This window comes from Shewanella sp. DC2-4 (genome assembly GCF_013248875.1).
GTDB lineage: Bacteria > Pseudomonadota > Gammaproteobacteria > Enterobacterales > Shewanellaceae > Shewanella > Shewanella oncorhynchi.
The window spans coordinates 1,252,631-1,277,317 of record NZ_JABRVR010000002.1 but is presented as its reverse complement, the minus strand read 5'-3'; the positions used below and the strand labels follow the sequence as shown (position 1 = coordinate 1,277,317).

The window sequence follows — 24,687 nt, the reverse complement described above, 5'->3', positions numbered from 1 at the left end:
AATAGAATACGCCCATGAAATCGAACATAAAGTGCAATTGAACAGAAGGTTAAATCGAACCCAAGGCTGAATCGGTAAGAAATTAAATCGCTCCGGGTCGCAGATGTTTAGCCATGGGAAAATGGGCTTTCAACAAGCTGATTTTTTGCGTATCCGCTACCAGTAGCATGCGCGTACCCAGCTCATACTGTTGACTCAATTCACTGAAAGCGGGTAAAAAACCGCGATCTGCGTCGCGGCGAACAAGTTCAGCGAGTTCGACACTCAAATCGCCTTGGCTGTATATCCAATCGAGGCGCTGCAATAGCGGCATGGCGGCGAGCGGCAATAAGTCCACAGACGTTGCATCATCCAACAAAAGGATTTCGCCGCGGCTGACTAAGTTATTAAACGCATTATGGTAATGCTCAGTGGTACGACTATCGAAACGGTCACCATTGGTATCAAAAAAACGCTCCCAAAATAAGCGGCGTTTCGAGGTTGAATCGAGTTTATCTTGTACTTCGACGCGTCTATCGGCGACAAAATCGAATAACGGTTTGAGTGACTGCGGTAGACTAGATTCTAAACGCGAGCGAATCGTGCGTGCAAATACTGGTGCTGCGCCCGCAGTGCTGATCGCGACCACTAAACGACCTCGATCCACAATAGAAGGAGTGATAAAGCGGCAAAAGGCGGGATTATCAACAGCATTAACCCAGATACCACGCGCAGTAGCTAAGGTCGCTAACTCGGCATTAAGACTGTCGTTTGCCGTAGCTAAATACACCAAATCATAATTTTGAATGTCGGCATGGACGACTTCACGCTGGGATAACAAAATACGGCCAGCATCTGCATAACGTTGCACTTCTGGGTTCACCTCTGGCGCTACCACGTGGATATTGGCTTCGGTACGTGTCAGCAGTGCTAACTTACGGCTAGCCACATCGCCCGCGCCCACCAGTAGAACATTCAAATTAACCGTATCGACAAACAAGGGAAAATATTGCATTAGATGAGATCCTGAACGCTTAGTCCTGCACCACTGGCAGTTGACGCTGTACCCAGCCCTTATAGCCACCAATCATAGAGGCAACGTGGGTGTAACCCATAAGTTGCAGATTATGGGCAGCCAAGGCGGAACGCGCACCACCCGCGCAGTAGAGTAATATGGGTGTATTTTTATCGGGGAAACGCGCTTCGATATCACGCTCTAAAATACCCCGGCTTAAATGTTTCGCTTGGGGTAAATGATCTTGCAGCCACTCACGATCCTCACGCACATCAACAAGGTGCCAGCGGTCATCGGCCTGATAAGCTTCGATTGTCACTTCAGTGATATTAGGCAGAATAGCGTCAACAAGGGCGGAAAATGCATTGGGATGCTGCATCACTAACTCCTAGATAAGATATTGAATGACATAATGAATGTCAGCTTATCAGCAAAGTGTAATCTTCTCATCCTGCAGACGCAATCTTTCAGCCTCACCGCAAAGCTGAGAAGGTTGCCAGTGAAAGGCTAGTTGTGGCTTTCGCTGCGCTCTGAGCTACATTGCCAGCAAAGCTCAAAACTGCCTTCATTAGTCTCATGGCATTGCACACACTGCCATTGCGGACTTTCAACATCCAACGCATTCAATTGAACTTGTGCCGACGCGTATTGGGACTCACCTACCCATAACTCGACGTTTTGCATCCCAGTAGGGAGTTCACCAATGCCGCCTAATAACGCTTCACCTCTGAGTTCAACATGAATGCCACAGGCCTCCAATAAACCTTTCCATGTGTGGGCCTGCAATAAATTACCACCAGCAACTAACACTTTACGTTCTTCCATGCGACATCCTACGGCTACAACTCTCTAGAATATGGGTTGCCGACATCCTACTGCTAAATAGCCGAGGCTGTCGAGCGCTGATTTTTACATCAGTTGTTAAATAAATTAACATTCACTTTTTACAGCATAACTGACTATAACTTTGTGAGTTTGCTAGCAGAATGTCAGATACGCCTCAAAATTGATGCAAAAAAAAGCCACCTCATAGGTGGCTTTTTAACTCCAAATTAACCTTTAAGGCATCATAGGAGGTTGGTCTGCGCCTTCTTTCTCAATCTCAACTGGCATCATGTGTTCACGATTGATACCCAGTTTAACGGCCAAGAAGCTCGCCACATAGATAGAGGAATAAGTACCCACAAAAATCCCCAACAGCAATGCAGTCGCAAAGCCATGGATCATAGTGCCGCCCTTAAGGAACAAGGCCACAACAGTCACCAAAGTCGTGCCCGTTGTAATAATGGTACGGCTCATAGTTTGAGTGATTGAAATGTTAACTATTTCTTCAGGATCGCTCTTACGCAGCTTAAGGAAGTTCTCACGGATACGGTCAAATACCACAATAGTATCGTTAAGTGAGTAACCCACCACCGTCAACAAGCCCGCCAATACGGTCAAGTCAAATTCCAATTGGAATAACGAAAACACACCTAAGGTCACGATGACATCGTGCGCCAGTGCCGCTACAGAACCAAACGCTAAGCGCCATTCGAAACGAAACGACACATAGATCATGATACAAATCAGCGCAACTAATACCGCCAATGCACCTTGCTCTGCCAGTTCTTTGCCCACTTGTGGGCCAACAAACTCAACACGCTTCTGCTGCACTTGTGGGTCAACTTTCTGTGCGGCTTCCATGACAGACTTAACCTGCACATCGCTCTTAACGCCTTCTTTCACCTGTAAACGTACAAGTACGTCACGGCTAGAACCGAAGTTTTGCACGATCGCACCTTCGGAATCTGGCGTCGTCAGTTGCACACGCAGCGCATTCAAATCAACCGGCTGAGTAAACTCCATTTCAACAACAGTACCGCCAGTGAAATCAAGACCCCAGTTAACGCCATTAGTTGCGAGCGATATCAGCGAGCCCAGCACTAACACTGCCGACATAATGCTAATAGGCAGTGCATGGCGGAGGAAGTTTACTGTATGTTTTAAGGATAAAACTTCAATCATTGTCACTTCCCCTTAGATAGACAGAGTCTTCACGCGCTTACCACCCCAAATCGCGTTAACGATTGAGCGAGTACCCACGATGGCGGTAAACATAGAAGTCGCAATACCTATCATTAAGGTCACAGCGAAGCCTTTAATCGCACCAGTACCTACGGCAAACAAAATGAGCGCAGTGATGAAGGTGGTGATGTTCGCATCGGCGATAGTTGAGAAAGCATTACCATAACCTTCATGGATAGCCTGCTGCACGCTACGTCCGGCACGAAGCTCTTCACGAATACGCTCATAAATCAGCACGTTGCCGTCAACCGCCATACCGACCGTCAACACCATACCGGCAATGCCGGGTAGGGTTAACACAGCGCCAGGGATCATAGACATAACGCCCACAACCATGACTAAGTTTGCGGTTAAAGCCAGGTTAGCAATAAGCCCAAAGCTACGGTAGTAAACCAACATAAAGAGTAAGACAACTGCCATACCCCATACCATAGCTTGCACACCGCTTTGAATGTTTTCAGCACCTAAGCTTGGACCAATGGTACGTTCTTCAACAATTGATACAGGAGCAATCAAGGCTCCCGCACGCAGTAATAGCGCAAGGTTTTGTGCTTCACCATGACTTAAGCCAGTGATCACAAAGTTACGGCCTAAACGGGCTTGAATGGTCGCGACAGAAATCACTTCTTGGATTTTCTGCATCTTAACGCTGCCATCGGCATTGCGATCACCACTGTCTTTATATTCGATGAACAAAGTCGCCATAGGCTTGCCTATGTTGTCTTTAGTCACGTCAGAGAAAATGGTACCGCCTTTAGCGTCGAGGTTGATACTGACCTGAGGACGACTGTACTGGTCAAAGCTAGGTTGCGCGCCAGTGATATGATCACCCGTCAACATCACTTCTTTCTTCAATATCACAGTGCCACCTTCGCGGCGCTGATACACTTCAGAACCTGCAGGTACACGACCTGATTGCGCAGCATTCGGATCGGCTTTGTCATCCACCATGTGGAATTCAATTGATGCGGTTGCACCTAAGATTTCCTTAGCGCGAGCCGTATCTTGCACACCTGGCAGCTCAACGATAATGCGCTCGGCGCCTTGACGTTGTACTACAGGCTCAGCCACACCTAACTCGTTAACACGGTTACGAATTGTGGTAATGTTTTGTTGCAGTGCTTCTTCTTTAATCTGCTTTAGATAAGCTTCACTCATCACAGCTTGCAGCGCGAAATCTTCGCCACGGCTAGCGTCGGTGAACACCATATCTTTATTGCGAGTCTTAAGGAAACGCTCGGCAGTCGCTAAGTTTTCAGCATCACGGAACTTGATTTCAATTCCAGTAGCATTAACACGAATACCAGCATAACGAATGGTTTCTTCACGTAATTGTGAACGGAAATCAGCGACTTTAGCTTCTTCCATCTTACGAATCGCTTCGCCCATGTCCACTTCCATGAGGAAATGCACACCACCGCGAAGGTCAAGACCGAGCTTCATTGGGCTGCCGCCCATGGACTCGAGCCACTTAGGCGTCGCAGGCGCTAAGTTAAGTGCCACAGTAAACTTGTCACCTAAACTGTCAGCAATGATTTCTTTCGCCAGTAGCTGTTGATCCGCATTTTGCAAACGGACCAACAACTGACCTTTTTCAAGCTCAGAGCGCTTTACCGCAATGCTCTTACTGGCTAACAGCTCGTTCACACTGGCTTGGGTAGATGCTGTTACTTCAGCACCTCGAGTCGCCACCACTTGCACCGCATGATCTTCACCAAAAAGGTTAGGTACGGCATAGAAACAACCTATGGCGATGACGAGCATCACCATAATGTTTTTCCACATTGGGTATTTATTTAACACGCCTGAGCCCTCTTGGCTTACAACGACTGGATAGAGCCCTTAGGCAATACAGCTGCAATATAGTCTTTTTTGATCGTGATTTGTGTTGTGTCGTTCAAGCTCAGTAACACGTAATCGCTTTCGTCGCTGATTTTTGCAATCTTGCCTAAAATCCCACCACTGGTTAACACTTCATCGCCTTTGCCTAATGAAGACATTAGATTTTTGTGCTCTTTAACGCGTTTTGATTGCGGACGGAAAATCATGAAATAGAAAATCAGGCCGAAAATCGCCAGCATGAAAATCAGTTCCATCGTGCCGCCACCTTGTGGTGCGCCGGCAGCGCTTGCATATGCATTTGAAATAAACATAGTTTTTCTCTTCTTATTAGCAAAAAATCAATCGACTAACTCTGGTACTTCGCGACCTTGACTGGTATAGAAGTCCGCCACAAAGGCGTCTAATGTACCCGTCTCAATCGCACCGCGCAAACCTTCCATTAACATTTGATAGTATCTCAAGTTGTGAATGGTGTTTAAACGCGCACCCAGAATCTCATTACAACGATCTAAGTGGTAAAGATACGCCCGTGAATAATTTTTACAGGTATAACAATCACACTTAGTATCAAGTGGTGACGTGTCATCTCTATGACGCGCATTGCGTATTTTGATCACACCTTCACTCGTAAACAGATGACCGTTGCGGGCATTACGGGTTGGCATCACACAGTCAAACATGTCAACACCACGACGTACACCTTCAACTAAATCTTCTGGTTTACCGACCCCCATCAGATAGCGAGGTTTGTCTGCAGGAATTTGCGGGCAAATATGCTCAAGAATGCGATGCATATCTGCTTTAGGCTCACCTACGGCCAAACCACCGACGGCATAACCGTCGAAACCAATATCGACTAAGCCTTTTAAGCTTTCGTCGCGTAAATCTTCATACACACCGCCCTGAATAATACCGAAGAGTGAGTTAGGGTTCTCTAAACGGTCAAATTCATCACGCGAACGTCTTGCCCAACGCAAAGACATCTGCATTGACTTGCGCGCTTCATCTTCAGTGGCAGGATACGGGGTACATTCGTCAAAAATCATCACCACATCACTGCCCAATGCATCTTGAATTTGCATTGATTTTTCAGGATCTAAGAAGATTTTCTCACCATTTATAGGCGAACGGAAATGCACACCTTCTTCGGTGATCTTACGGATATCGCCAAGACTAAACACTTGGAAACCGCCCGAGTCCGTTAAAATAGGACGCTGCCAGTTCATAAAGTCATGCAAGTCACCGTGCTTACGCATGATTTCTTCGCCTGGGCGCAACCATAAATGGAAAGTGTTACCGAGCAAAATATCCGCGCCAGTGGCACGAACTTCTTCCGGTGTCATGCCTTTCACTGTGCCGTAGGTTCCTACCGGCATAAAAGCGGGGGTTTCTACTGTGCCACGATCAAAAATTAACCGACCACGGCGCGCACGCCCGTCGGTAGTGTCTAATTCAAATTTCATAATTCACCTCGCCAGATAAACAGTCTGACTACATTTTTAATGGCTAATGCCATTTTGATTAACAATAGAGATGGGGACAGGGTTAAAAGGTTCAATCTTTTAACGAAAAAAATTGCCGCACAATCTCACTTTGGGCGGCTATTTTAAAACAAAATCTTGGTCTAGTGGGCTTTTTTCGTCACAAACATCGCATCGCCATAGCTAAAGAAGCGATATTTTTGCGTGATAGCATGTTGATACGCCGCCATAACATGATCAAAACCGGCAAAAGCACTAACTAACATGATCAAAGTTGATTCAGGTAGATGAAAATTTGTCACCATAGCATCGACCACTTGGAATTCATAACCTGGGTAAATAAAGATATCGGTATCGCCGCTAAAAGCTTTGAGTTCGCCAAGGCTTGCGCGTGCCGCACTTTCTAAGGAGCGCACTGACGTCGTCCCTACGGCCACCACACGTTTACCCGCAGCTTTGGTTTGCGCGATTAAATCAACCACGTCCTGCGGTACATTCGCCCACTCGGAATGCATCTTGTGTTCAAGAATGGTATCGACACGCACTGGCTGAAATGTTCCCGCGCCCACATGCAAGGTCACAAACGCGACATTCACGCCCTTGGCTTTTAATGCATCGAGCATGGCATCGTCAAAATGTAAACCCGCCGTTGGCGCGGCAACTGCACCAGGGTTTTGGTTATACACAGTTTGATAGCGCTCTTTGTCGGCATCTTCATCGGGTCTATCGATATAAGGAGGCAAAGGCATGTGCCCTACTGCTTCAAGCACTTCTAAGATGGTTAACTCGGATAACAACTCAAGTTCAAACAAAGTATCGTGACGGGCGACCATCTTCATCTGATAGCCACCATCGAGATGGATTAACGAATCCACTTTAGGGGATTTAGAGCTACGAACGTGGGCGAGGATGCGCTTATCATCGAGCATACGCTCAACTAAAATTTCTAACTTACCGCCACTGGCCTTTTGACCAAACATGCGCGCGGGGATCACTCGGGTATTGTTGAACACCATTAAATCACCGGGATTAATCATCCCCAGCAAATCGGTAAACCGTTTGTCGCCTAACGCGCCAGAGTTGCCGTCTAAGGTTAACAGACGGGATGCGTTACGCTGCGCCATAGGATAACGAGCGATCAGCTCATCGGGAAGATCGAAAGAAAAGTCTGCAACGCGCATATTGGCCTCTAGATAGCTTAGAACGGCGGCTAGTCTATGGTTAGAGGCCAATAAGATCAAGATTACTTATTGCCAGTGTCCACTTCTTGCTCGGGTTCCACTGGATTGATGCCATCTTGGGGCTGATTGTCATCGGCATCGAATTTTAGCCGCGAGCGACTAAAGTCATCCATGCTGAAACGGTGTTGTTCAAAGGGGATTTCTATTAGCACTTTTTTGCGCTTCTGCTGCTCGTCTTTACCAAGCATTTTGGTGAACCAGTTCCACATCATCCATGATCCTAAAAAAGGTTATTGATTTTATTTCACTTTCCCTTATCGATTACTATGTCAACGTTTAAGTCAGCCATAATTATTCACGGCGAATCAAATGTCATTATCAATAAAAAGTGAAAAAATACTGCATTTTTAGCTTCGGCGCTTTCCTAAGCGCGCTTGTGCATGATACCGTGAACCGACGTGGTTAACCAAGCACAAATAATGAACTTTCTTACACACTTACATCTCGCCGACATCAGTAAAACCCACCTTGCTGCCAACGTAGCAGGTAACTATATTCAAGCGCCAATTGCGCAAGCCCCAATGGAGTTACGCCAAGCCTTATGGCTAAACCAAGAGATTAATACCCTCTGCGCCAGCCATGAATTGACGATTGAATTAATGGAAGCTTTCCCTGCGCCCTTAAGAAGCATAGCAGCAGAACTCATGGCGGTGAGTTTCGATCACTATTTAGCTTACTATTGGGAAGAATATCACCACCAACCCTTGGATGAATTCAGCAGCAAGGCCTATGACGCGTTAGATGCTTTTGCCACGCAAGGCGTTGATCCATACCATCCAGAGGCATTATTTACACTCTTGCCCACAATGCGCAGCGCCGATTGGCTAGGCAGCTACACCACCGAAAAAGGATTACAACAAGCCTTAGCACAAGTGGCCAAACAGCATCCGCAAGCCGCACTGTTTAAAGATGCCCATAAAGTCATCAATAAAATGCAGATAGAAATCGAAACCGCGTTCCGCACTTTTTATCCGCAGCTGATGGCTTATACCCGTATTTGGAGCCGTAAGACGCCTGTAGAATATTTGCCCTCACCCCTCTAAGAATAAGCAAGCATGAGATTATGCTGTGTGCCTGCGTAAATTTTGCTAGTATGGCCGCGCAAAAATGAGGACAAGATGCAGATATTTGATTACCAGCCCCCAGCAGTTCCTTGGCTAGACATACGCTATAAAGATAGAGATCTGATTATAATCAATAAACCTTCGGGATTATTATCTAATCCGGGTCGAGCGGCTCACACCTTCGATTGCGCGTTAACCCGCTTACAAGCCCTTTATCCAGAAACGATTTTAGTGCATAGGCTCGACTGCGCGACCTCGGGCATTATGGTGTTCGCCCGTAATAAAAAAGCGGAGTCGCATTTAAAAACACAGTTTCAAGATAGACAGAGTAAGAAAGTCTATATTGCCGAAGTGATGGGACATGTGCTGCAAGATCAGGGGATTATTGACCTCGCGATAGTGCCAGACACTGAACATCCGCCCTATCAAAAAACGCTACAGGCGGGAGAGACTGGCGGCAAAAGCGCCCTCACTCACTACCGTGTATTAGAGCGCCGAGAAAACAGCACCTTAGTCGAGCTTTCGCCAGAAACAGGCCGCACCCATCAATTGCGTGTGCATATGCTTGCCCTAGGCCATGCGATTTTGGGTGATGAGTTTTATGGTGATGCCGAGGTTATCAAGGCCAAACCGCGTTTATGTTTACATGCACAAAGCTTAAGTTTGACCCATCCCTATTCGGGTAAACCGCTGTTTTTTAGCAGTAAACATCCATTTACTGAATAACTTAAGCCACTCGCTACAATTCCATAAAAGCAAAAGGTCGCGACTTAGCTCTTAGCTATCGTGCGACCTTAGTTATTTACAGATTCGACTGTCGTCGTTTAAGCGACGCGTATACCTTGACCAAAATCGACATCAGCCGCTAATTTTTCTGCTTGGAAATAACAGCCCTGCTCATTACAAAATTGTAATTGCTGCGACGATGTCACGATAAAAAATTCACCAAAGAAATTGCCGCCAACATCTTCCAGCTTATGGCCCTCAGGAGTTTGCGTCATATAGACTTCATCTAAACTATGGCAGCCATCGCTAAACCAAGTTTCTAAAAAATATTTATCGTCTTCTTTATAGAGGGTAATTTTGTCACCCAATAAAGGACGCCCATCTAACCAACGACCTATAATTTCACGATTTTGCATATCTGTCTCCCGCCAATGAAGGCGACGGCGTTTTTCAATCCCAGACATCCTGATATCCTTATGCAATACCCAATCACCTAAAGTGAATGTCAGTTGTGGTAGTACATTAAGCATAGAACCCATTTAACTCTTTACTCCCCACAGCAGCAAATTACTTCAAATCGCCCGTCAAATGTAATTTTTTGGTTAATTTAAATTTGCTAAATATTTAAAATATAAAAGATAAATACCTTTGACTAATTAATCGGCAGTGTAGCTCAATCTAAAAATAAAAACGCGATCTTTATCACTATTTACTTATCGCTAAAGTAAAGGCAGCTAAAAGACTTATCCTCCTAGATGAATGAGGTTTGTTACATCTTTTATTGCCAATTTTAATAGGGTTTCTGATATAACCCATAAGTGAATTACCGCACAAATAAGACCAAGTGATATTTCAATATCCCTACAAAACAAAAATAAAGCAGGAAGCGCTATGCATAACATTCATCGTCGTCATTTTCTTAAGGCAGCGGGTGCCGCTACCGCCGGACTCGTCACAGCCAATATTGCCCTCAACGCCTACGCCAGTAGTGTTGCCCCTAAACCGCAAGCGGGTAAATCCGTTATCGGACTCATAGCACCCAAGATGGACGTGGTTCGAGTTGGCTTTATCGGTGTTGGCGAGCGTGGCTTTAGCCATGTCGAGCAATTCTGTCATTTAGAAGGCGTTGAACTTAAAGCTATTTGTGATACTCACCTAGCGGTGCTGGACAGAGCCGTGGATCATATCGTTAAACAGAATCGGCCAAAACCGGCTGTCTATACAGGTAATGACCTGAGCTATCGCGATCTCTTAAGCCGCGATGATATTGATATTGTGATCATTTCTACTCCATGGGAATGGCACGCGCCTATGGCGATAGAGACGATGGAAAGCGGTAAACATGCCTTTGTCGAAGTACCGTTAGCACTCACAGTAGAGGAATGCTGGCAAATTGTGGATACCGCTGAACGCACTCAGAAAAACTGCATGATGATGGAGAACGTCAACTACGGCCGTGAAGAACTTATGGTTCTCAACATGGTACGCCAAGGTGTGTTTGGTGAGTTGCTCCACGGTGAAGCCGCTTATATCCACGAGCTACGTTGGCAGATGAAGGAAATAGACCATAAGACGGGCTCATGGCGGACTTATTGGCATACCAAGCGCAACGGTAACTTGTACCCGACCCACGGTTTAGGACCAGTTTCCCAGTATATGAACATCAACCGCGGTGATAGATTTGATTATCTAACCTCGATGAGTTCGCCCGCTCTTGGCCGTGCGCTCTATGCTAAACGTGAATTCCCCGCCGATCATGAGCGTAATCAGCTCAAGTACATCAATGGGGATATCAATACCAGTCTGATTAAGACCGTTAAGGGCCGGACCATCATGGTGCAGCATGACACGACGAGCCCAAGACCTTACAGTCGCCACAATTTAATCCAAGGGACAAATGGCGTGTTTGCGGGTTTCCCGAATCGTATCGCCGTCGAAAATGGTGGCTTTGGTCAAAGTTACCACGAGTGGGATATGGACATGCAAAAGTGGTATGACAAATATGATCACCCTCTGTGGCAACGCATAGGCAAAGAAGCTGAGATTAACGGCGGCCACGGCGGCATGGATTTTGTGATGTTATGGCGCATGATTTATTGCCTGCGCAATGGCGAGGCCTTAGATCAGGATGTGTACGATGGTGCGTCTTGGTCGGTGGTGAATATCTTAAGTGAACATTCAGTCAATAACCGCAGTAATTCAGTCACCTTCCCAGATTTTACCCGCGGCGCGTGGCAAACGGCCAACCCCTTAGGGATTGTAGGCGCTTAAGCAGCGGCTTTCGCCAAACTCATTATGATGGGTTCACCATAAGGATAAGTGCCTCGGCCTTATCCTTTTTCTTAAATGAAGCCTAGTGATGCCCGCACCATCAATAGCAAGCAATAAGGGACAAGCAATTAGGGGCAAAAAACTCATGATAAGAAACCACCTATAAACGCTAATAGTAGCCAATTTCTTTGATTTTCAAAGAAAAATCACCACTCTGCTGGGCACCAATCACTAACCCTAGACTACAAACTTGGCTTAAATCCATTGCCACTCGGGAAATCGGTTTACCCCGACATTGGGGCAAGAAGTCACTGAAGGGAATTTCTATCCGCTGCCAATTCATGACTCTAGCGCCACTCACACCAAACGTTTGATGACTTGGCGCTGGCATAGGCGCTTGATAAACCGTACTTTGTGGTGTGTCGATATCCTTTAAATTCACTTTATAATCTTTAGGTCGGTCGCCATCGAGTTCGACATAGATCCCAGTAAACCCACTGACATCAATAGGGTTAAACTCACAACGCACTGAAGCAAACCCGCCGCCATTGGCCAGCGATACATGGCCACTAAACTCACCATAGCCTAAAGGTGACACCGTCATCTTACTGCGAGACAAACCGCCCATCACAGTGTCATTTATCCCATACCAGGGCTTTGCAGCATCTAGCACTCTAAAATCAAAAAAGATCATAACGACTCCCATAAAAAAAGCAGCCACCTAAGTGACTGCTTCCATAATACTTTTCAATACGAATAACAGCACTCGTTAACTCAGTTTAGCTTTATTCTCAGCGGCTTCACAAGCGGCAGCGGTAAAGATAACGTCTGTAGAGCTGTTCAATGCGGTTTCGGCTGCATCTTGAACCACACCAATAATAAAGCCGACAGCGACCACTTGCATGGCGACATCATTAGAAATACCAAACAAGCTACAAGCCAGTGGGATCAACAGTAATGAACCACCCGCTACACCCGAGGCGCCGCAAGCCGAAATAGCGGCGACAACGCTCAATAACAATGCGGTGAGTAAATCGACTTGAATGCCCAAGGTATGCGCTGCAGCTAAGGTCAATACCGTAATAGTGATCGCCGCGCCGCCCATATTGATGGTGGCACCTAACGGAATAGAGACTGAGTAAGTGTCTTCATGCAGATTTAATTTTTCACACAGCGCCATATTCACCGGAATATTCGCCGCACTCGAGCGGGTAAAAAATGCCGTCACGCCACTTTCACGCAAACAACGAAATACCAACGGATAGGGATTACGTTTAATCTTCACGTAAACAATTAAAGGATTAACGATTAAGGCAATAATGGCCATCGCACCTAATAACACAGCCAATAACTGCGCATAACCCGCAATTGCGGCAAAACCGGTTTCAGCAAACGTCGCAGCAACTAAACCAAAAATACCAATAGGTGCTAAACGAATAATGAAATGCACCATTTGCGAAATGCCGTGGCTCATGTCGGCAAATACTTGCTTAGTCGAATCGCTAGCATGATGTAAGGCTAAACCTAAACCCACACCCCAAGCAAGAATACCAATATAGTTGCCCGTCATTAACGCATTCACTGGATTATCGACCAGTTTAAATAATAAGGTATGGATCACTTCACCAATACCTTGTGGAGGACTTGTACCTTCCACACCAGCAACCAAAACTAAAGTCGTGGGGAAGATAGAGCTTAAAATCACAGCAGTTAACGCCGCGGCAAAGGTCCCCAATAAATACAGGATCACAATTGGGCGCATATTGGTTTGCGTATTTTTCTTTTGATTTGCAATCGACGATGCTACTAAGATAAATACCAGTATTGGAGCAATCGCTTTTAATGCTCCAACAAATAAACTGCCTAAGAAGGCGATATCTTTTGCACTATCGGGTGAAAAACTCGCTAACACCACACCAGCGATAATCCCTAATAAGATTTGTAATACGAGACTGCCATTAGCCAACTTAGCTAATAATGATGATTCTTGTTTCATGGTTTAACCTATCGTTATTATATTTCGGTTGAGATCCCCAACGCGCACCTTCGGAAATGAGGCCAATAAGGTTTTTATAGGATGTGACTAGACTTGTCTAGTTTTGCGGGGAAATAAGCTAACTAAATTACCCTTGTCCCGCAAAAAGCATACAAAAAACTAACAAGCGCCTTATTGGCGCTGCTTCATGGCTAAATCGGCACCACGCAACATGGCATCAATCAACTCGTGAGCATCGAACTTAGTCAGCGCTTCATTTGCCCCCACTTGGTGGGCCTGACTCACGCTTATTTCGCTGGATAAAGACGTGTGTAAAATGATGTAGGCCTTGGCGGTCAGTGGATTATCACGCACCTCAAACGCCAGTTCGTAACCATCTAGTCCCGGCATCTCAATATCACTCACCAGAATATCTATGGGATGATGCTCTAGTGCCGCTTGTTCCATCATGACTAAGGCTTCTTTACCGTCGGCGGTCACTCGATAAGGGATGTTGATCATATCAAGGGCATCGGATAACTGCTTACGTGCCACCTTAGAATCATCCACTAACAGGATATTCATGGGTTTGAGTTTCTCACGCTGCACATCGGTCAAGATTGCCCGATTTGCCTGTGGGTTATTCGGGAAAATTTTCGACAGCAATAACTCAACATCGAGCAATTGTACTAACTGGTCCTCAAAACGAGTCACGCCAGTCAAGTAAGCATTCTTGCCCAAATTGGCAGAAGGTGCCTCAATATCGCGCCAATTACATTCGATAATCTTATCGATACCACGCACTAAAAAGCCAATGATCATCCGCTGACAGTCAGTGATGATGATGTAGCATTTTTCGCGCTCTTCAGGGGCTATAGGCCGATAGCCAATCGCAGCCGCCATATCTATGATAGGAATCGTATGGCCACGAATCGTTGAAGCGCCAAGAATCGTCGGATGAGATTGGGGAATTTTGCTTAGCTGTGTGTACGGCACCAGCTCACGCACTTTCAACGTGCCTAAGGCAAACACTTGAGTCTGTGATAACCGAAACAGTAGTAATCCCTGTGACTGACTTGCCTTACTTTTCATAATTAGATAAATAACTCACTAAAAACAACCTTCGGATAGCTTAACCTTAACACAGTAAAATTTTGATGACTAAGGTCAAACGAATGAAACTATTATTACCTATTTATTAATAGGTTCGACGCCAATCGCCGACAAGTGCTTAGTCTTGTAATGCATACAAGACATCAAAGGCAAATTGATCCCAACCTTCGGCAGTAAAAGCGATATCGCGAATATTACGAACTTGGCTCACCGCATGTAATGGCGCAGCACCATTGACCATCAAGTAATAGGCCATGATAAGACTGGTGCGATCCTTGCCCGAGCGACAATGGATCACGACAGGCAGCTCATCGGCTTCACATTGCTGAATAAAGGCGAGTGCCTTAGGCAACTGAGCGACACAAATCGCCACATCCCCATCTTGGGGCGGCACATTGCGCGAAAAGGGAATACATTCGTAACGTAAATCAAGCTGCTTAAACGCACTCGGCTCGCAGCCCTCGCCCCCATTGACCGACAGAATGGCACCAATACCGGCCTCTTTGAGCGCTTGTAAATCCCAAGGATCTTTATTAGGGCCACTGCGCCCTGCGACTTTACCTTCAACTAACCAGAATAAGTGTTGCATAAACCTTACCTACGACAAGTGAGATGACAAGGAACGCCAGAGATAAGCTAAGAATAGCTTGTTTCCAACGACTTAAGATTTTTTACCCCAAAATTCAGCATTGGCAGGCGGTAACTGTTTACGTTTTTTTTTACCCATACCTTCAGGCTTGGCGACAGGTTTAGCTTGTTCTAACAGTTCGGCTGGCATTTCATCATCGGCTTCAAAACCGACAATTTGCTCACGCACTAACTTAAGTTTGTTCTTTTTCTCTATCACGCCAAAGTGGTGATAATCCTCATGGGAAATCAAGGTCACGGCTAAGCCTGCTTCACCGGCGCGGCCACTACGGCCAATACGATGCATATAATCTGCAGGGCTCCTTGGTAAATCAAAGTTGATCACCACAGGCAGTTTATCGATATCGATACCACGGGCGGCAATATCGGTCGCAATTAACACACTGATCTCACCATTTTTAAAGCCATCGAGCACCCGCGTACGCGCACCTTGGGCTTTATCGCCATGGAACACTTCGGCAGTGATCCCACGTTTAGACAGCTTTTGCGCTAAGTGATTACAGGTATTTTTGGCACTCACGAAAATCAACGCCTGTGACCACTGATGTTCTTTAATCAGATGCGCCAATAATGCGGTTTTCATCGGACGATTAACCGTAATCACCCGTTGATGAATCGTGCTTTCTTGCTCACTTTGCAATTGATATTCAAGTGGATTATTAAGCAGTTTTGCCGTTAACTCACGGACTTCTTCAGGGAATGTCGCAGAGAATAATAAGGTTTGTTTCTTGACGGGCAAAGCGTCGAGCACTTGAGCTAATTCTTCAGTAAAACCAAGGCTTAACATGCGGTCAGCTTCATCTAGCACTAAGGCGCTGACACGATTGAGTTTGATGGCATTACTGGACAACAGATCTAACAAACGACCCGGCGTTGCTACTAGGACGTCGGCACCAGAGCGTAGACTCTGCATTTGCGCATTCACCGACACACCGCCAAACGCAGCGACAATTTTTAGCTTGCCATTAAGATGTGAGGCATAGGATAAAAAGCTGTCAGCGACTTGTTGTGCTAATTCACGGGTTGGGACTAAGACCAAACAACGAACATAAGCGCCTGTCTTATCCTCTGTTTTTGCGTCAACAAGTTGTTGCAACAGCGGCACGGCAAAGGCTGCCGTTTTACCCGAGCCCGTATTAGCACCGGCTAACACATCGCGCCCCGCAAGCACAGCGGGAATCGTCGCCGCCTGTACTGGTGTGGGCGAAACATACGCTAATTCGGTTAATCGATTTAGCAAGGGTGCAATAATGCCGAGTTGGGCAAAGCTTGCCGCAGAGGAAGAAGCCTGAGTCATAGAAAGTTTAACTGCTCACCAATATCTTAATAGGCGGCTATTCTAGCTTAAATATCGAGGCAATGCTTGGCAGTTTCCAGCGTTAATAACTGCTGTTTCATCGCAAGCCCATAGGCGTAACCCGTTAACTTGCCATTTTTGCCTATCACTCTATGGCAAGGCACGATAATCGCAATGGGATTGGCACCATTGGCAGCGCCCACGGCGCGCACAGCCTTAGGCCGACCAATTTGCTCGGCAATCTGCCCATAGCTGCAGCTCTGACCATAATCGACATTGAGCAAAGCTTGCCAAACTTCACGCTGAAATTCAGTGCCTTTGGGCGCGAGCTTTAAATCAAATTCAACGCGCTCACCCGCAAAGTAATCCGCAAGCTGCGCCTGAGTTTCACGAATATGCGCCTTAGCTTGATTGAGGACATCCTCACTCACCTTAGCAAGCGCAATCTCAGTGCGATCCGAGCCGACAACCGTTAAATGACTCAGTCCATAGGCATTGGCATTTAACTGCAATATTCCGGCAGGACTCATAAAAGTATCTACGGCACAGGGCTGATACGCAGCAATACTCGGCGCTTGGCTCAATTGACGAATCGCATGTTTCATAATCTGTCTCTTTGTTTGCTCTAAATTTGGTTCTAAATTGGCTCTTAACTTAACGCTAAATCATCTTTTTAAACTAGCAGTTAAATGTGAGGCGGCTTGCTGGTTATTGATGCCAAAGCTGAAAAGTTAAATAACTGCCCCAAGGCGCGATGTCTTGACTCAGCTGCTGACACAGCTTCGGGTAGTTGACTGCACCCGCAGCGGCTTCTTCTAGCCTATGGGTCTTGCCATACAAAGCAAGCAAATGCTTTTTAACAATCAAATCGGTATGCAAAAACACATTGGGATCGCCCAAACCGCGAAGCTTAGCATACGCGATTGTCCAAGGACCTATGCCCTTAACGCTGAGCCAATCATCGACACTCGCCTCAGGATGATCGCAGATAAACGCCGCGAGCGCATTGAGGGCTAACTTACGAGCGCCGGGCATTTTTAGCTCAGTTAGACTCGCCTCACGAATGGCCTCGGGTGTAGGAAATAAACGATACTCGCAACCATTGAGACTAAAGCGCTCGCCATAGGCTTCAACCAATTGATTAAGTAGCTTAGTCGCCTGCACTACCGTCACTTGCTGGCCTAGAATCGCGCGGCAGGCCGCCTCAAATAAGGAGCCTGCACCGGGAATGCGCAATCCCGAAAACGGTGTTAATCCTAAACTCGGCAGCGTACTTAAACCTTGTTCAATCTGTTGCATATCCGCATCGAGATCTAAAATGCGTCGCACTTCAGTGACCAGCAATTGCAGCTCATCGACAGGAGAGTCTTCGGTCAAAGCAATCGCGAGTTTGAAGCGATTCAGCTTAGGCTCATGGATAATGTGCACTGTGCCGCGCATCTTACCTAAGGCAAAACAGCGACCATATTCGAGCCCATTATCGCCAGCTTTGGCCTCATCTACCACGGACGCCTCATCGCCAACGACATCGCTCGCTTGTGGATGACTCATCTGCGGCGTGAACCATTCCATCCCTGTTACCGCACGTAATCGATAAAACGCCAGCTGCGATGCCCAATCCAATGGCGGCCGATAATACTGATACAAGGTTAATCCATAGTGCGGCACAAATTCACCCATAGTATCAATCTCATCTAATCCTGTTGATGGCTCACTCATGGACTCCTTTGCCGCTTTGGTTAATGCACTCTTTCTTAACTGCGTCGGCGTCAATTGCAAGGTTTGCTTAAACGCCTCATTGAAACGGCGAATACTGTTGAAACCCGCCGCCATCGCGACTTGAGTGATGGGTAATTGGGTTTGATGCAATAATTGTTTAGCAAACAGTAACTGCCGATATAAGGCATATTGTTTTGGCGAAGTGCCAAAGCCTTCAGTAAAGAGCTTATTGAGATAACGACTGCTGATCCCTAATCGGTCAGCCAATTGTGTTACTGTCGAGGCTGGCTCTCCCGATGATTTTCCCGCTAAGGCGCCCGCTTCGATTAAGCTAATGGCCCTCGCTAACGTTGTGCCAGTCCCCTTCCAAGGATTCGATCCCGGCGCACTGTCGGGCCGACAACGTAAACATGGGCGTAATCCCGCCTGCGCGGCTTTAATGGCCGAATCAAAATAACGCACATTTTGCTCTTTTGGTGCCACGGCAGGACACACAGTTCGGCAATAAATGCCGGTCGTTAATACGCCCACAAAAAACTTACCATCAAACCGCGGATCGCGGCTCATCCTCGCTTCACGGCAAATGGACGCAGAAAGTTGCTCCGAACTGGACTCCAGCGAATGCACCGAATCTATTTCATCACGCTTATTTGCACTCTCAGGCACTCTATCTGTACTCATTTTTCATCACGCCCGACAATATTCGCTCACAATTAATTTCTTGTTCATTACTTTACGTAAAACTAGCATGTAGCACTAGCGGAAAACGGAACTCAATCATTTCAATGCTTTTAGGGCATGAAATCCTATATGCTATACGCGACTATTTTATCTCACCATAGAGTTAATTCATGTTTAAACGATTTGAATCTTGGGTTGAAGCCCTACCCGATGATGAACCCACTAAACCACCCACAGGGGTTTATGCTTTTTGTCGCCACTATACTAAGGGCTACGAACTGCCACTAATCTTAATGTCAGTGCTGACCGCCATGCTGGCCATGCTTGAAGTGTCACTGTTCGGATTTATGGGCCAATTAGTGGATTGGCTTGTGAAAAAAAATCCCGAAACCTTATTTCAAGACGAAGGCACGACCTTAATGCTGATGGGGGGCATGGTGCTGATTGTGATGCCAATCTTGGTATTACTGCATGCGCTTATCATGCATCAAACCTTGCTCGGCAATTATCCTATGTCGATCCGCTGGCTTGCACACCGTTATTTGCTAAAACAAAGTGTATCGTTTTATCAAGATGATTTTGCTGGCAGAATCGCCACGAAAGTGATGCAAACATCCTTAGCCGTGCGCGAAACTGTGATGAAATTGCTCGATGTGTTGGTATACATTTTAGTGTATTTCACCTCTATGCTAGTGATGATCGCCAGCGCTGATCTGCGCTTAGTCATACCTATGCTCGTCTGGCTTGCACTGTATGTTGGTCTGCAATGGTACTTTGTGCCTAGACTAAAAAGTGTCTCTACCGAGCAAGCCGATGCGCGCTCAACCATGACAGGCCGTATCGTCGACAGCTATACCAACATCACCACAGTGAAGCTATTCGCCCACACACAGAAAGAAGCCGAATACGCCAAATCCAGTATGCGGATATTTTTAGACACGGTTTATCGCCAAATGCGCTTAGTGACGGGCATCAGCGTCAGCGTGCAAATCATCAACTATCTGTTGGCCTTTAGTATTGCAGCAGTATCGATAGCCCTATGGACCGATAGCGCAATCACGGTCGGCGCCATCGCCATTGCGGTCAGTTTAGCACTGCGCTTAAACGGCATGTCACAGTGGATAATGTGGGAAATCAGTTCGTTATTCGAAAATATCGGCACGGTTACCGATGGAATGAACACCTTATCGAAAACAACGATCATCCAAGATGAGCCAAACGCCAAGGCGCTGGTCGTCAATCATGGCAAGATTGATTTCAACCAAGTGTGTTTCCATTACGGTGAGCAGACTGGCGTGATTGAAGATCTGAATTTGAATATTAAAGCAGGTGAAAAAGTTGGCTTAGTGGGGCGTTCTGGCGCGGGTAAATCGACCCTAGTGAATCTACTAATGCGATTCTACGATGTTGAAAAAGGTCAGATTAATATCGATGATCAAGACATCAAGATGGTTATGCAAGATTCACTGCGTTCGCAAATTGGCATGGTGACCCAAGATACCTCCCTCTTGCACCGCACCATTCGCGAGAATATTCTTTACGGCAATCCCAGTGCCAGTGAAGAGCAACTTGATCGCGCGATTAAACAAGCTCAAGCCTATGACTTTATTCAGGAACTCAGTGATCCTAACGGTAATCATGGCTTAGATGCCCAAGTGGGTGAACGCGGCGTAAAACTCTCTGGTGGCCAAAGACAGCGTATCGCCATCGCGCGGGTTTTATTGAAAAATGCGCCCATTTTACTGCTTGATGAAGCCACATCTGCACTAGATTCCGAAGTCGAAGCTGCTATTCAAGAAAGTTTGTATGAATTAATGCAAGGCAAGACAGTGATCGCGATTGCCCATCGACTTTCTACTATTGCCGCGATGGACAGGTTAATTGTATTAGATCAAGGCCGAGTCGTTGAGCAAGGCACGCACCATGAACTCATCGCCGCAGGCGGGATTTATGCTCAATTATGGGCCCACCAAACCGGTGGATTCTTAGGTGTAGACTAAGCCAAAGGTTAGATGACGAAAGGCGACACTCAGCAGTGAGTGTCGCCTTTTTTATCTCAAATAAGTTTCCACCTAATTCTGCCCTCTTCCCACAAAGCTTCACTCTTACACTCGCCCGCATATTCACTGTAGTGGCACACTGAATTTGGCCACCTAATAAGAAATGTTATGATCCACTCATAACCCATTTAGGTGACAACATGAATAAAAGTAAACGTGCACGATATAGTGCTGCAATTAAGCTCGAAACCGCTCAATTAGTCATAGATCAAGATTACACACAAGAAGCGGCGGCGAAAGCCATGAACGTGGGTAAATCAACGGTCAGTAAGTGGGTAACACAGCTTCAGGTTGAGCGCCAAGGGCTTGCTCCTAAAGCCTCACCCATGACACCTGAGCAAATTGAAATTAAGGCACTTAAACGTGAAATTGAACGGATTAATCTCGAAAAAGAAATCCTAAAAAAGGCTACCGCTCTATTGATGTCGGACTCGCTGAACAATTCTCGATAATCGAGAAACTCAATCAGAGCAACAAATACCCTATTTCAGTGTTATGCCATGTATTTAACGTGAACCGGAGTAGCTACCGTTATTGGGTGAGCCGTGAACTTGTAGCGACACCTGAACAGCGGATTTTAGAGTGTGAAATCAAAGCAATACACGCTGAAAGCAAACAGTCTGCTGGTGCAAGAAGTATCGCAACAATCGCCTCTGAACGTGGCTTTGCGTTAAGTCGTTATAGGGCGACTCGGTTAATGAAAAAGCTTGGATTAGTGAGCTGCCAACAACCCAAACACCGCTATAAGAAGGCTGAAAATGAGCATGTGACCATCCCTAATTTACTCAAGCGACAATTTGCCGTTGTCGAACCAAACACCGTTTGGTGTGGCGATGTGACGTATATTTGGGCGGGTAATCGTTGGTGTTATTTAGCAGTTGTGCTGGATTTATTTTCGAGAAAAGCCATTGGTTGGGCGATGTCATTTTCACCGGATACAGAGTTAACGGTGAAGGCCTTAGATATGGCCTTTGAATCTCGTGGGAAGCCTAAAAACCTGATATTTCATTCAGATCAAGGCTGTCATTATACCAGCCTGAAATACCGTCAGCGGCTGTGGAAATATCAAATCACCCAGAGCATGAGCCGTCGCGGTAACTGCTGGGATAATGCGCCAATGGAGCGGTTTTTCAGAAGTTTAAAAACGGAATGGCTCCCGACACAAGGCTACAAGAGTTTTAGCGAAGCTAAACAAGATGTGACCGATTACATCATTGGTTATTACTGTGAAGTCAGGCCACATCATTACAATGCAGGATTGAGCCCAAATGAATCAGAGCGACGATTTTGGGAAGATTCTAAAGCTGTGGCCAAATTTAGTTGACCATATATGGACGCCTCAGCTTTTACAACACTTTTGAATGATTGGTTCACTACCATATATTCGGCGTCTAAATAGGCTTTTTACCCGCGCCATGATGTAAATCCGAAACCTATTACCTTATCACTACATCGGCATTTAATGCCTTGGTCAAGTCAGGCTCTAATAGGTACGGTTGACCGTTTATTCATCAGTGCATATAAACTTTTACGTGATGCTTAACGTCTTACGCAAACGCTTTATTAACGTCGAAATTATCGTTACTCGTGAGGATCCGCCATCCTATACGCGCTATTTTATTGGCCAATGCGACAACGGCTTTGTGTCGACCTTGCCTTAACGCAAGTGCATTAAACCATCGCCCAAGTCTATCATCACGTTTGCTCGCAAATCGGCCAACGGCTCTGGCGCCATGGATGAGTAAAACACGTAGTTCTGAGCTGCCATTTTTCGTGATCGATCCTAGTCGAACTTTTCCACCAGAACTCGATTGCGATGGCACTAAGCCACACCATGCAGATAATTGCCGGCCATTTTTAAATTGATGAGCCGAACCTAATTCACTCATAAAGCTTGCTGTGACTAATGGTCCAAAGCCAGGGATCGACAGCAATGCATTGTAGCGAGGTTGGATTTGACATAGCGCTTTAATGTCGCGCTCGATTTGATTAATTCTCTCATTTAAAACACATAAATCTTCATATAAAAGTTTTAACAGGTAATGAAGCGTATGAGACAGTTCATGCTCATTATTTGCTAAAATACGGCTAAGTGACGCTTGTAATTGCAACCTGCCGACAGAGAAGATCACACCAGACTCGCTCGCTAGGCTTCGAATTTGATTGACCATGGCGGTTCGATTTTTGAACGAGACGACTACGTACACAACGTAATGCTTTAATGTCTTGTTGCTCAACAGTTTTAACTGGAACCATGTGGATATTAGGTCTGAAAACCGCTTCGCATATAGCGAGGGCATCGTTGGCATCATTCTTTTGGTTTGCAACAAATGGCTTAACATGTTGAGCAGGGATCAATTGCACTTGATAACCAAGAGCTTGAAATTGTCTTCCCCAGTAATGCGCCGTACCACAGGCCTCCATAGCAATAAGACTACCTTCGGGGAATTGTCTAATTTTATCGAGCAGCTTGTTTCTGTTAACCTTTTTGTTACTCATGACAGAGTTATCCATAAGACAAACACAAACTTGAAAAACATTTTTGGCTAAATCGATACCAATAACTTTAATATCCATGATGGATACCTCCAGAACTATTTGTCAGCTTTAAGCTTGGCATAATACTGCAAGCTTAGGTGCTGAGGCGTCCATCACATCACTACACACCGCAACGATACGCTATTCAGCTATTACAATAGCTACCGTAAGAACGGTTCACTTCAAATTGCGCTCGTTTAGCGATTGGAAGCATGAGATAAATCGCGATTAACGATTCAACTTATCAGTATTGAAAGTGGCAGCATTCAAAGTGCCAACACACTGAACAATCCGAAAGGTGAGTTTGAGCCATGGATTAGCGCAAAGTTAAGCAGGAAAACACTTCAATAATCTTTGTCACACGATTGAACAGAATGACTTCACCACAGGAAGTAAGCCTCTCGAAACATTATTTATCTTAATGTGGATGGTTTGAATTGTTGGGTAAATTCGGCAAATAACTCGGAGCGTATGACTCGTAAATGAATCGGGGAGATCTCGATTTAATATTCAAAATTCAGACACAAAAAAACCACCTTGAGGTGGTTTATTGTCTTTAACCAAAGTTTCGATAAACCTTGATTAAAATTGGTATCCCCTAGGGGATTCGAACCCCTGTTACCGCCGTGAAAGGGCGGTGTCCTAGGCCTCTAGACGAAGGGGACCCGGACTTATGATTTAACTCGTAACCGAGCTTTGTAACATATTCACTTCAGTAGGCTAGGAAGCAAATGCCTTGTTCTTACCAAACAACTCGTTAGTTATTTGCTAGGAACCACTCTCTATAAAATATAGATGGTATCCCCTAGGGGATTCGAACCCCTGTTACCGCCGTGAAAGGGCGGTGTCCTAGGCCTCTAGACGAAGGGGACCCGGACTTATATTTTAACTCGTAACCGAGCTTTGTAACACATTCACTTCAGTAGGCTAGGAAGTAAATGCCTTGTTCTTACCAAACAACACGTTAGTT

The 24,687-nt window shown here is 45.9% G+C and carries 22 protein-coding genes, 2 tRNA genes and 1 pseudogene; 5 read left to right on the top strand and 20 right to left on the bottom strand.

Translation table 11 applies throughout. The features are described 5' to 3' along the window. Positions 1–82 precede the first annotated feature (82 nt). The 9 genes from HQQ92_RS06425 to HQQ92_RS06385 all read right to left on the bottom strand — a co-directional run bounded on the left by HQQ92_RS06425 (position 83) and on the right by HQQ92_RS06385 (position 7,837). A complete protein-coding gene (locus tag HQQ92_RS06425; RefSeq protein WP_168824282.1) occupies positions 83–994 on the bottom strand; it encodes a bifunctional precorrin-2 dehydrogenase/sirohydrochlorin ferrochelatase in 912 nt (303 codons plus the stop codon). A gap of 19 nt (positions 995–1,013) precedes the next feature. Beyond that, positions 1,014–1,373, bottom strand: coding sequence for a rhodanese-like domain-containing protein (locus HQQ92_RS06420; RefSeq protein WP_131523169.1), 360 nt, complete (start codon positions 1,371–1,373; stop codon positions 1,014–1,016). A gap of 128 nt (positions 1,374–1,501) precedes the next feature. Then, the gene (locus HQQ92_RS06415) at positions 1,502–1,819 is read right to left on the bottom strand and encodes a DUF2007 domain-containing protein (RefSeq protein ID WP_028761071.1); all 318 of its coding nucleotides are present in this window, start codon (positions 1,817–1,819) and stop codon (positions 1,502–1,504) included. 234 nt (positions 1,820–2,053) lie between these two features. Further along, positions 2,054–3,001, bottom strand: coding sequence for a protein translocase subunit SecF (gene secF, locus HQQ92_RS06410; protein ID WP_173243997.1), 948 nt, complete (start codon positions 2,999–3,001; stop codon positions 2,054–2,056). A 12-nt stretch (positions 3,002–3,013) separates the two neighbouring features. Next, positions 3,014–4,864, bottom strand: a complete 1,851-nt coding sequence (gene secD / locus HQQ92_RS06405) for a protein translocase subunit SecD (protein WP_113941670.1) — start codon at positions 4,862–4,864, stop codon at positions 3,014–3,016. 17 nt (positions 4,865–4,881) lie between these two features. After that, positions 4,882–5,214, bottom strand: a complete 333-nt coding sequence (gene yajC / locus HQQ92_RS06400; protein WP_007649452.1) for a preprotein translocase subunit YajC — start codon at positions 5,212–5,214, stop codon at positions 4,882–4,884. A 27-nt stretch (positions 5,215–5,241) separates the two neighbouring features. Next, positions 5,242–6,366: a tRNA guanosine(34) transglycosylase Tgt gene (gene tgt, locus HQQ92_RS06395; RefSeq protein WP_006082277.1), complete on the bottom strand. Its 1,125-nt coding sequence runs from the start codon at positions 6,364–6,366 to the stop codon at positions 5,242–5,244. 161 nt (positions 6,367–6,527) lie between these two features. Next, positions 6,528–7,565: a tRNA preQ1(34) S-adenosylmethionine ribosyltransferase-isomerase QueA gene (gene queA, locus HQQ92_RS06390; RefSeq protein ID WP_173243994.1), complete on the bottom strand. Its 1,038-nt coding sequence runs from the start codon at positions 7,563–7,565 to the stop codon at positions 6,528–6,530. Positions 7,566–7,627: 62 nt separating this feature from the next. Next, positions 7,628–7,837: a hypothetical protein gene (locus HQQ92_RS06385; protein WP_105252070.1), complete on the bottom strand. Its 210-nt coding sequence runs from the start codon at positions 7,835–7,837 to the stop codon at positions 7,628–7,630. 207 nt (positions 7,838–8,044) lie between these two features. On the opposite strand from HQQ92_RS06385, the gene HQQ92_RS06380 reads away from it, so the two are divergent. Beyond that, complete coding sequence (locus tag HQQ92_RS06380) at positions 8,045–8,668, top strand: ACP phosphodiesterase (protein WP_173243991.1); 624 nt, start codon at positions 8,045–8,047, stop codon at positions 8,666–8,668. A 75-nt stretch (positions 8,669–8,743) separates the two neighbouring features. Then, positions 8,744–9,415 (top strand): RluA family pseudouridine synthase, encoded by a 672-nt coding sequence (locus tag HQQ92_RS06375; protein WP_028761077.1) that lies wholly within the window; start codon positions 8,744–8,746, stop codon positions 9,413–9,415. Between the two features lie 98 nt (positions 9,416–9,513). On the opposite strand, the gene HQQ92_RS06370 is transcribed toward HQQ92_RS06375, so the two are convergent. Next, complete coding sequence (locus tag HQQ92_RS06370) at positions 9,514–9,954, bottom strand: hypothetical protein (RefSeq protein WP_131523165.1); 441 nt, start codon at positions 9,952–9,954, stop codon at positions 9,514–9,516. Positions 9,955–10,306: 352 nt separating this feature from the next. Between HQQ92_RS06370 and HQQ92_RS06365 the strand changes: the two genes are divergently transcribed. After that, positions 10,307–11,686 (top strand): Gfo/Idh/MocA family oxidoreductase, encoded by a 1,380-nt coding sequence (locus tag HQQ92_RS06365; RefSeq protein ID WP_168824295.1) that lies wholly within the window; start codon positions 10,307–10,309, stop codon positions 11,684–11,686. A 169-nt stretch (positions 11,687–11,855) separates the two neighbouring features. Here HQQ92_RS06365 and HQQ92_RS06360 read toward each other — a convergent pair whose 3' ends face one another. From HQQ92_RS06360 to HQQ92_RS06330, 7 genes are all read right to left on the bottom strand, one after another. After that, entirely contained in the window at positions 11,856–12,380 is a 525-nt protein-coding gene (locus HQQ92_RS06360) for a CIA30 family protein (protein ID WP_173243988.1), read from the bottom strand. 75 nt (positions 12,381–12,455) lie between these two features. After that, a complete protein-coding gene (gene sstT / locus HQQ92_RS06355) occupies positions 12,456–13,682 on the bottom strand; it encodes a serine/threonine transporter SstT (protein ID WP_113941009.1) in 1,227 nt (408 codons plus the stop codon). A gap of 171 nt (positions 13,683–13,853) precedes the next feature. Beyond that, the gene (locus tag HQQ92_RS06350; protein ID WP_028761082.1) at positions 13,854–14,753 is read right to left on the bottom strand and encodes a chemotaxis protein CheV; all 900 of its coding nucleotides are present in this window, start codon (positions 14,751–14,753) and stop codon (positions 13,854–13,856) included. A gap of 139 nt (positions 14,754–14,892) precedes the next feature. Further along, on the bottom strand, positions 14,893–15,363 hold the full coding sequence (locus HQQ92_RS06345; protein ID WP_028761083.1) for a dual specificity protein phosphatase family protein: 471 nt from the start codon (positions 15,361–15,363) through the stop codon (positions 14,893–14,895). 72 nt (positions 15,364–15,435) lie between these two features. After that, positions 15,436–16,719 carry a DEAD/DEAH box helicase gene (locus HQQ92_RS06340; RefSeq protein WP_173243985.1) on the bottom strand — a complete coding sequence of 428 codons (1,284 nt, stop codon included), beginning with the start codon at positions 16,717–16,719 and terminating at the stop codon, positions 15,436–15,438. Between the two features lie 47 nt (positions 16,720–16,766). Further along, entirely contained in the window at positions 16,767–17,324 is a 558-nt protein-coding gene (locus HQQ92_RS06335; protein ID WP_173243982.1) for a methylated-DNA--[protein]-cysteine S-methyltransferase, read from the bottom strand. A gap of 103 nt (positions 17,325–17,427) precedes the next feature. Continuing rightward, on the bottom strand, positions 17,428–19,119 hold the full coding sequence (locus HQQ92_RS06330) for a DNA-3-methyladenine glycosylase 2 family protein (RefSeq protein WP_173243981.1): 1,692 nt from the start codon (positions 19,117–19,119) through the stop codon (positions 17,428–17,430). Between the two features lie 170 nt (positions 19,120–19,289). On the opposite strand from HQQ92_RS06330, the gene HQQ92_RS06325 reads away from it, so the two are divergent. Continuing rightward, positions 19,290–21,119, top strand: coding sequence for an ABC transporter ATP-binding protein (locus HQQ92_RS06325; protein ID WP_173243978.1), 1,830 nt, complete (start codon positions 19,290–19,292; stop codon positions 21,117–21,119). Positions 21,120–21,319: 200 nt separating this feature from the next. After that, positions 21,320–22,503 (top strand): IS3 family transposase gene (locus tag HQQ92_RS06320; protein WP_113941724.1). Its coding sequence is split into 2 segments (ribosomal slippage): positions 21,320–21,578 and positions 21,578–22,503, totalling 1,185 coding nucleotides; the frame shifts between segments, so codons are not numbered across the junction. A gap of 223 nt (positions 22,504–22,726) precedes the next feature. Here the strand turns inward: HQQ92_RS06320 and HQQ92_RS06315 are convergent. From HQQ92_RS06315 to HQQ92_RS06305, 3 genes and pseudogenes are all read right to left on the bottom strand, one after another. Next, positions 22,727–23,756, bottom strand: a pseudogene (locus HQQ92_RS06315) (IS110 family transposase). Positions 23,757–24,306: 550 nt separating this feature from the next. Next, positions 24,307–24,382: transfer RNA gene (locus HQQ92_RS06310), tRNA-Glu, on the bottom strand. A gap of 131 nt (positions 24,383–24,513) precedes the next feature. Then, positions 24,514–24,589 (bottom strand) — tRNA-Glu (locus HQQ92_RS06305). Positions 24,590–24,687 lie beyond the last annotated feature (98 nt).

Coding starts and splice junctions, on each gene's coding strand:
- HQQ92_RS06425 (WP_168824282.1), bottom strand. CDS start 994: ATGCAATATTTTCCCTTGTTTGTCGATACGGTTAATTTGAATGTTCTA.
- HQQ92_RS06420 (WP_131523169.1), bottom strand. CDS start 1,373: ATGCAGCATCCCAATGCATTTTCCGCCCTTGTTGACGCTATTCTGCCT.
- HQQ92_RS06415 (WP_028761071.1), bottom strand. CDS start 1,819: ATGGAAGAACGTAAAGTGTTAGTTGCTGGTGGTAATTTATTGCAGGCC.
- secF (WP_173243997.1), bottom strand. CDS start 3,001: ATGATTGAAGTTTTATCCTTAAAACATACAGTAAACTTCCTCCGCCAT.
- yajC (WP_007649452.1), bottom strand. CDS start 5,214: ATGTTTATTTCAAATGCATATGCAAGCGCTGCCGGCGCACCACAAGGT.
- tgt (WP_006082277.1), bottom strand. CDS start 6,366: ATGAAATTTGAATTAGACACTACCGACGGGCGTGCGCGCCGTGGTCGG.
- queA (WP_173243994.1), bottom strand. CDS start 7,565: ATGCGCGTTGCAGACTTTTCTTTCGATCTTCCCGATGAGCTGATCGCT.
- HQQ92_RS06385 (WP_105252070.1), bottom strand. CDS start 7,837: ATGATGTGGAACTGGTTCACCAAAATGCTTGGTAAAGACGAGCAGCAG.
- HQQ92_RS06380 (WP_173243991.1), top strand. CDS start 8,045: ATGAACTTTCTTACACACTTACATCTCGCCGACATCAGTAAAACCCAC.
- HQQ92_RS06375 (WP_028761077.1), top strand. CDS start 8,744: ATGCAGATATTTGATTACCAGCCCCCAGCAGTTCCTTGGCTAGACATA.
- HQQ92_RS06370 (WP_131523165.1), bottom strand. CDS start 9,954: ATGGGTTCTATGCTTAATGTACTACCACAACTGACATTCACTTTAGGT.
- HQQ92_RS06365 (WP_168824295.1), top strand. CDS start 10,307: ATGCATAACATTCATCGTCGTCATTTTCTTAAGGCAGCGGGTGCCGCT.
- HQQ92_RS06360 (WP_173243988.1), bottom strand. CDS start 12,380: ATGATCTTTTTTGATTTTAGAGTGCTAGATGCTGCAAAGCCCTGGTAT.
- sstT (WP_113941009.1), bottom strand. CDS start 13,682: ATGAAACAAGAATCATCATTATTAGCTAAGTTGGCTAATGGCAGTCTC.
- HQQ92_RS06350 (WP_028761082.1), bottom strand. CDS start 14,753: ATGAAAAGTAAGGCAAGTCAGTCACAGGGATTACTACTGTTTCGGTTA.
- HQQ92_RS06345 (WP_028761083.1), bottom strand. CDS start 15,363: ATGCAACACTTATTCTGGTTAGTTGAAGGTAAAGTCGCAGGGCGCAGT.
- HQQ92_RS06340 (WP_173243985.1), bottom strand. CDS start 16,719: ATGACTCAGGCTTCTTCCTCTGCGGCAAGCTTTGCCCAACTCGGCATT.
- HQQ92_RS06335 (WP_173243982.1), bottom strand. CDS start 17,324: ATGAAACATGCGATTCGTCAATTGAGCCAAGCGCCGAGTATTGCTGCG.
- HQQ92_RS06330 (WP_173243981.1), bottom strand. CDS start 19,119: ATGAGTACAGATAGAGTGCCTGAGAGTGCAAATAAGCGTGATGAAATA.
- HQQ92_RS06325 (WP_173243978.1), top strand. CDS start 19,290: ATGTTTAAACGATTTGAATCTTGGGTTGAAGCCCTACCCGATGATGAA.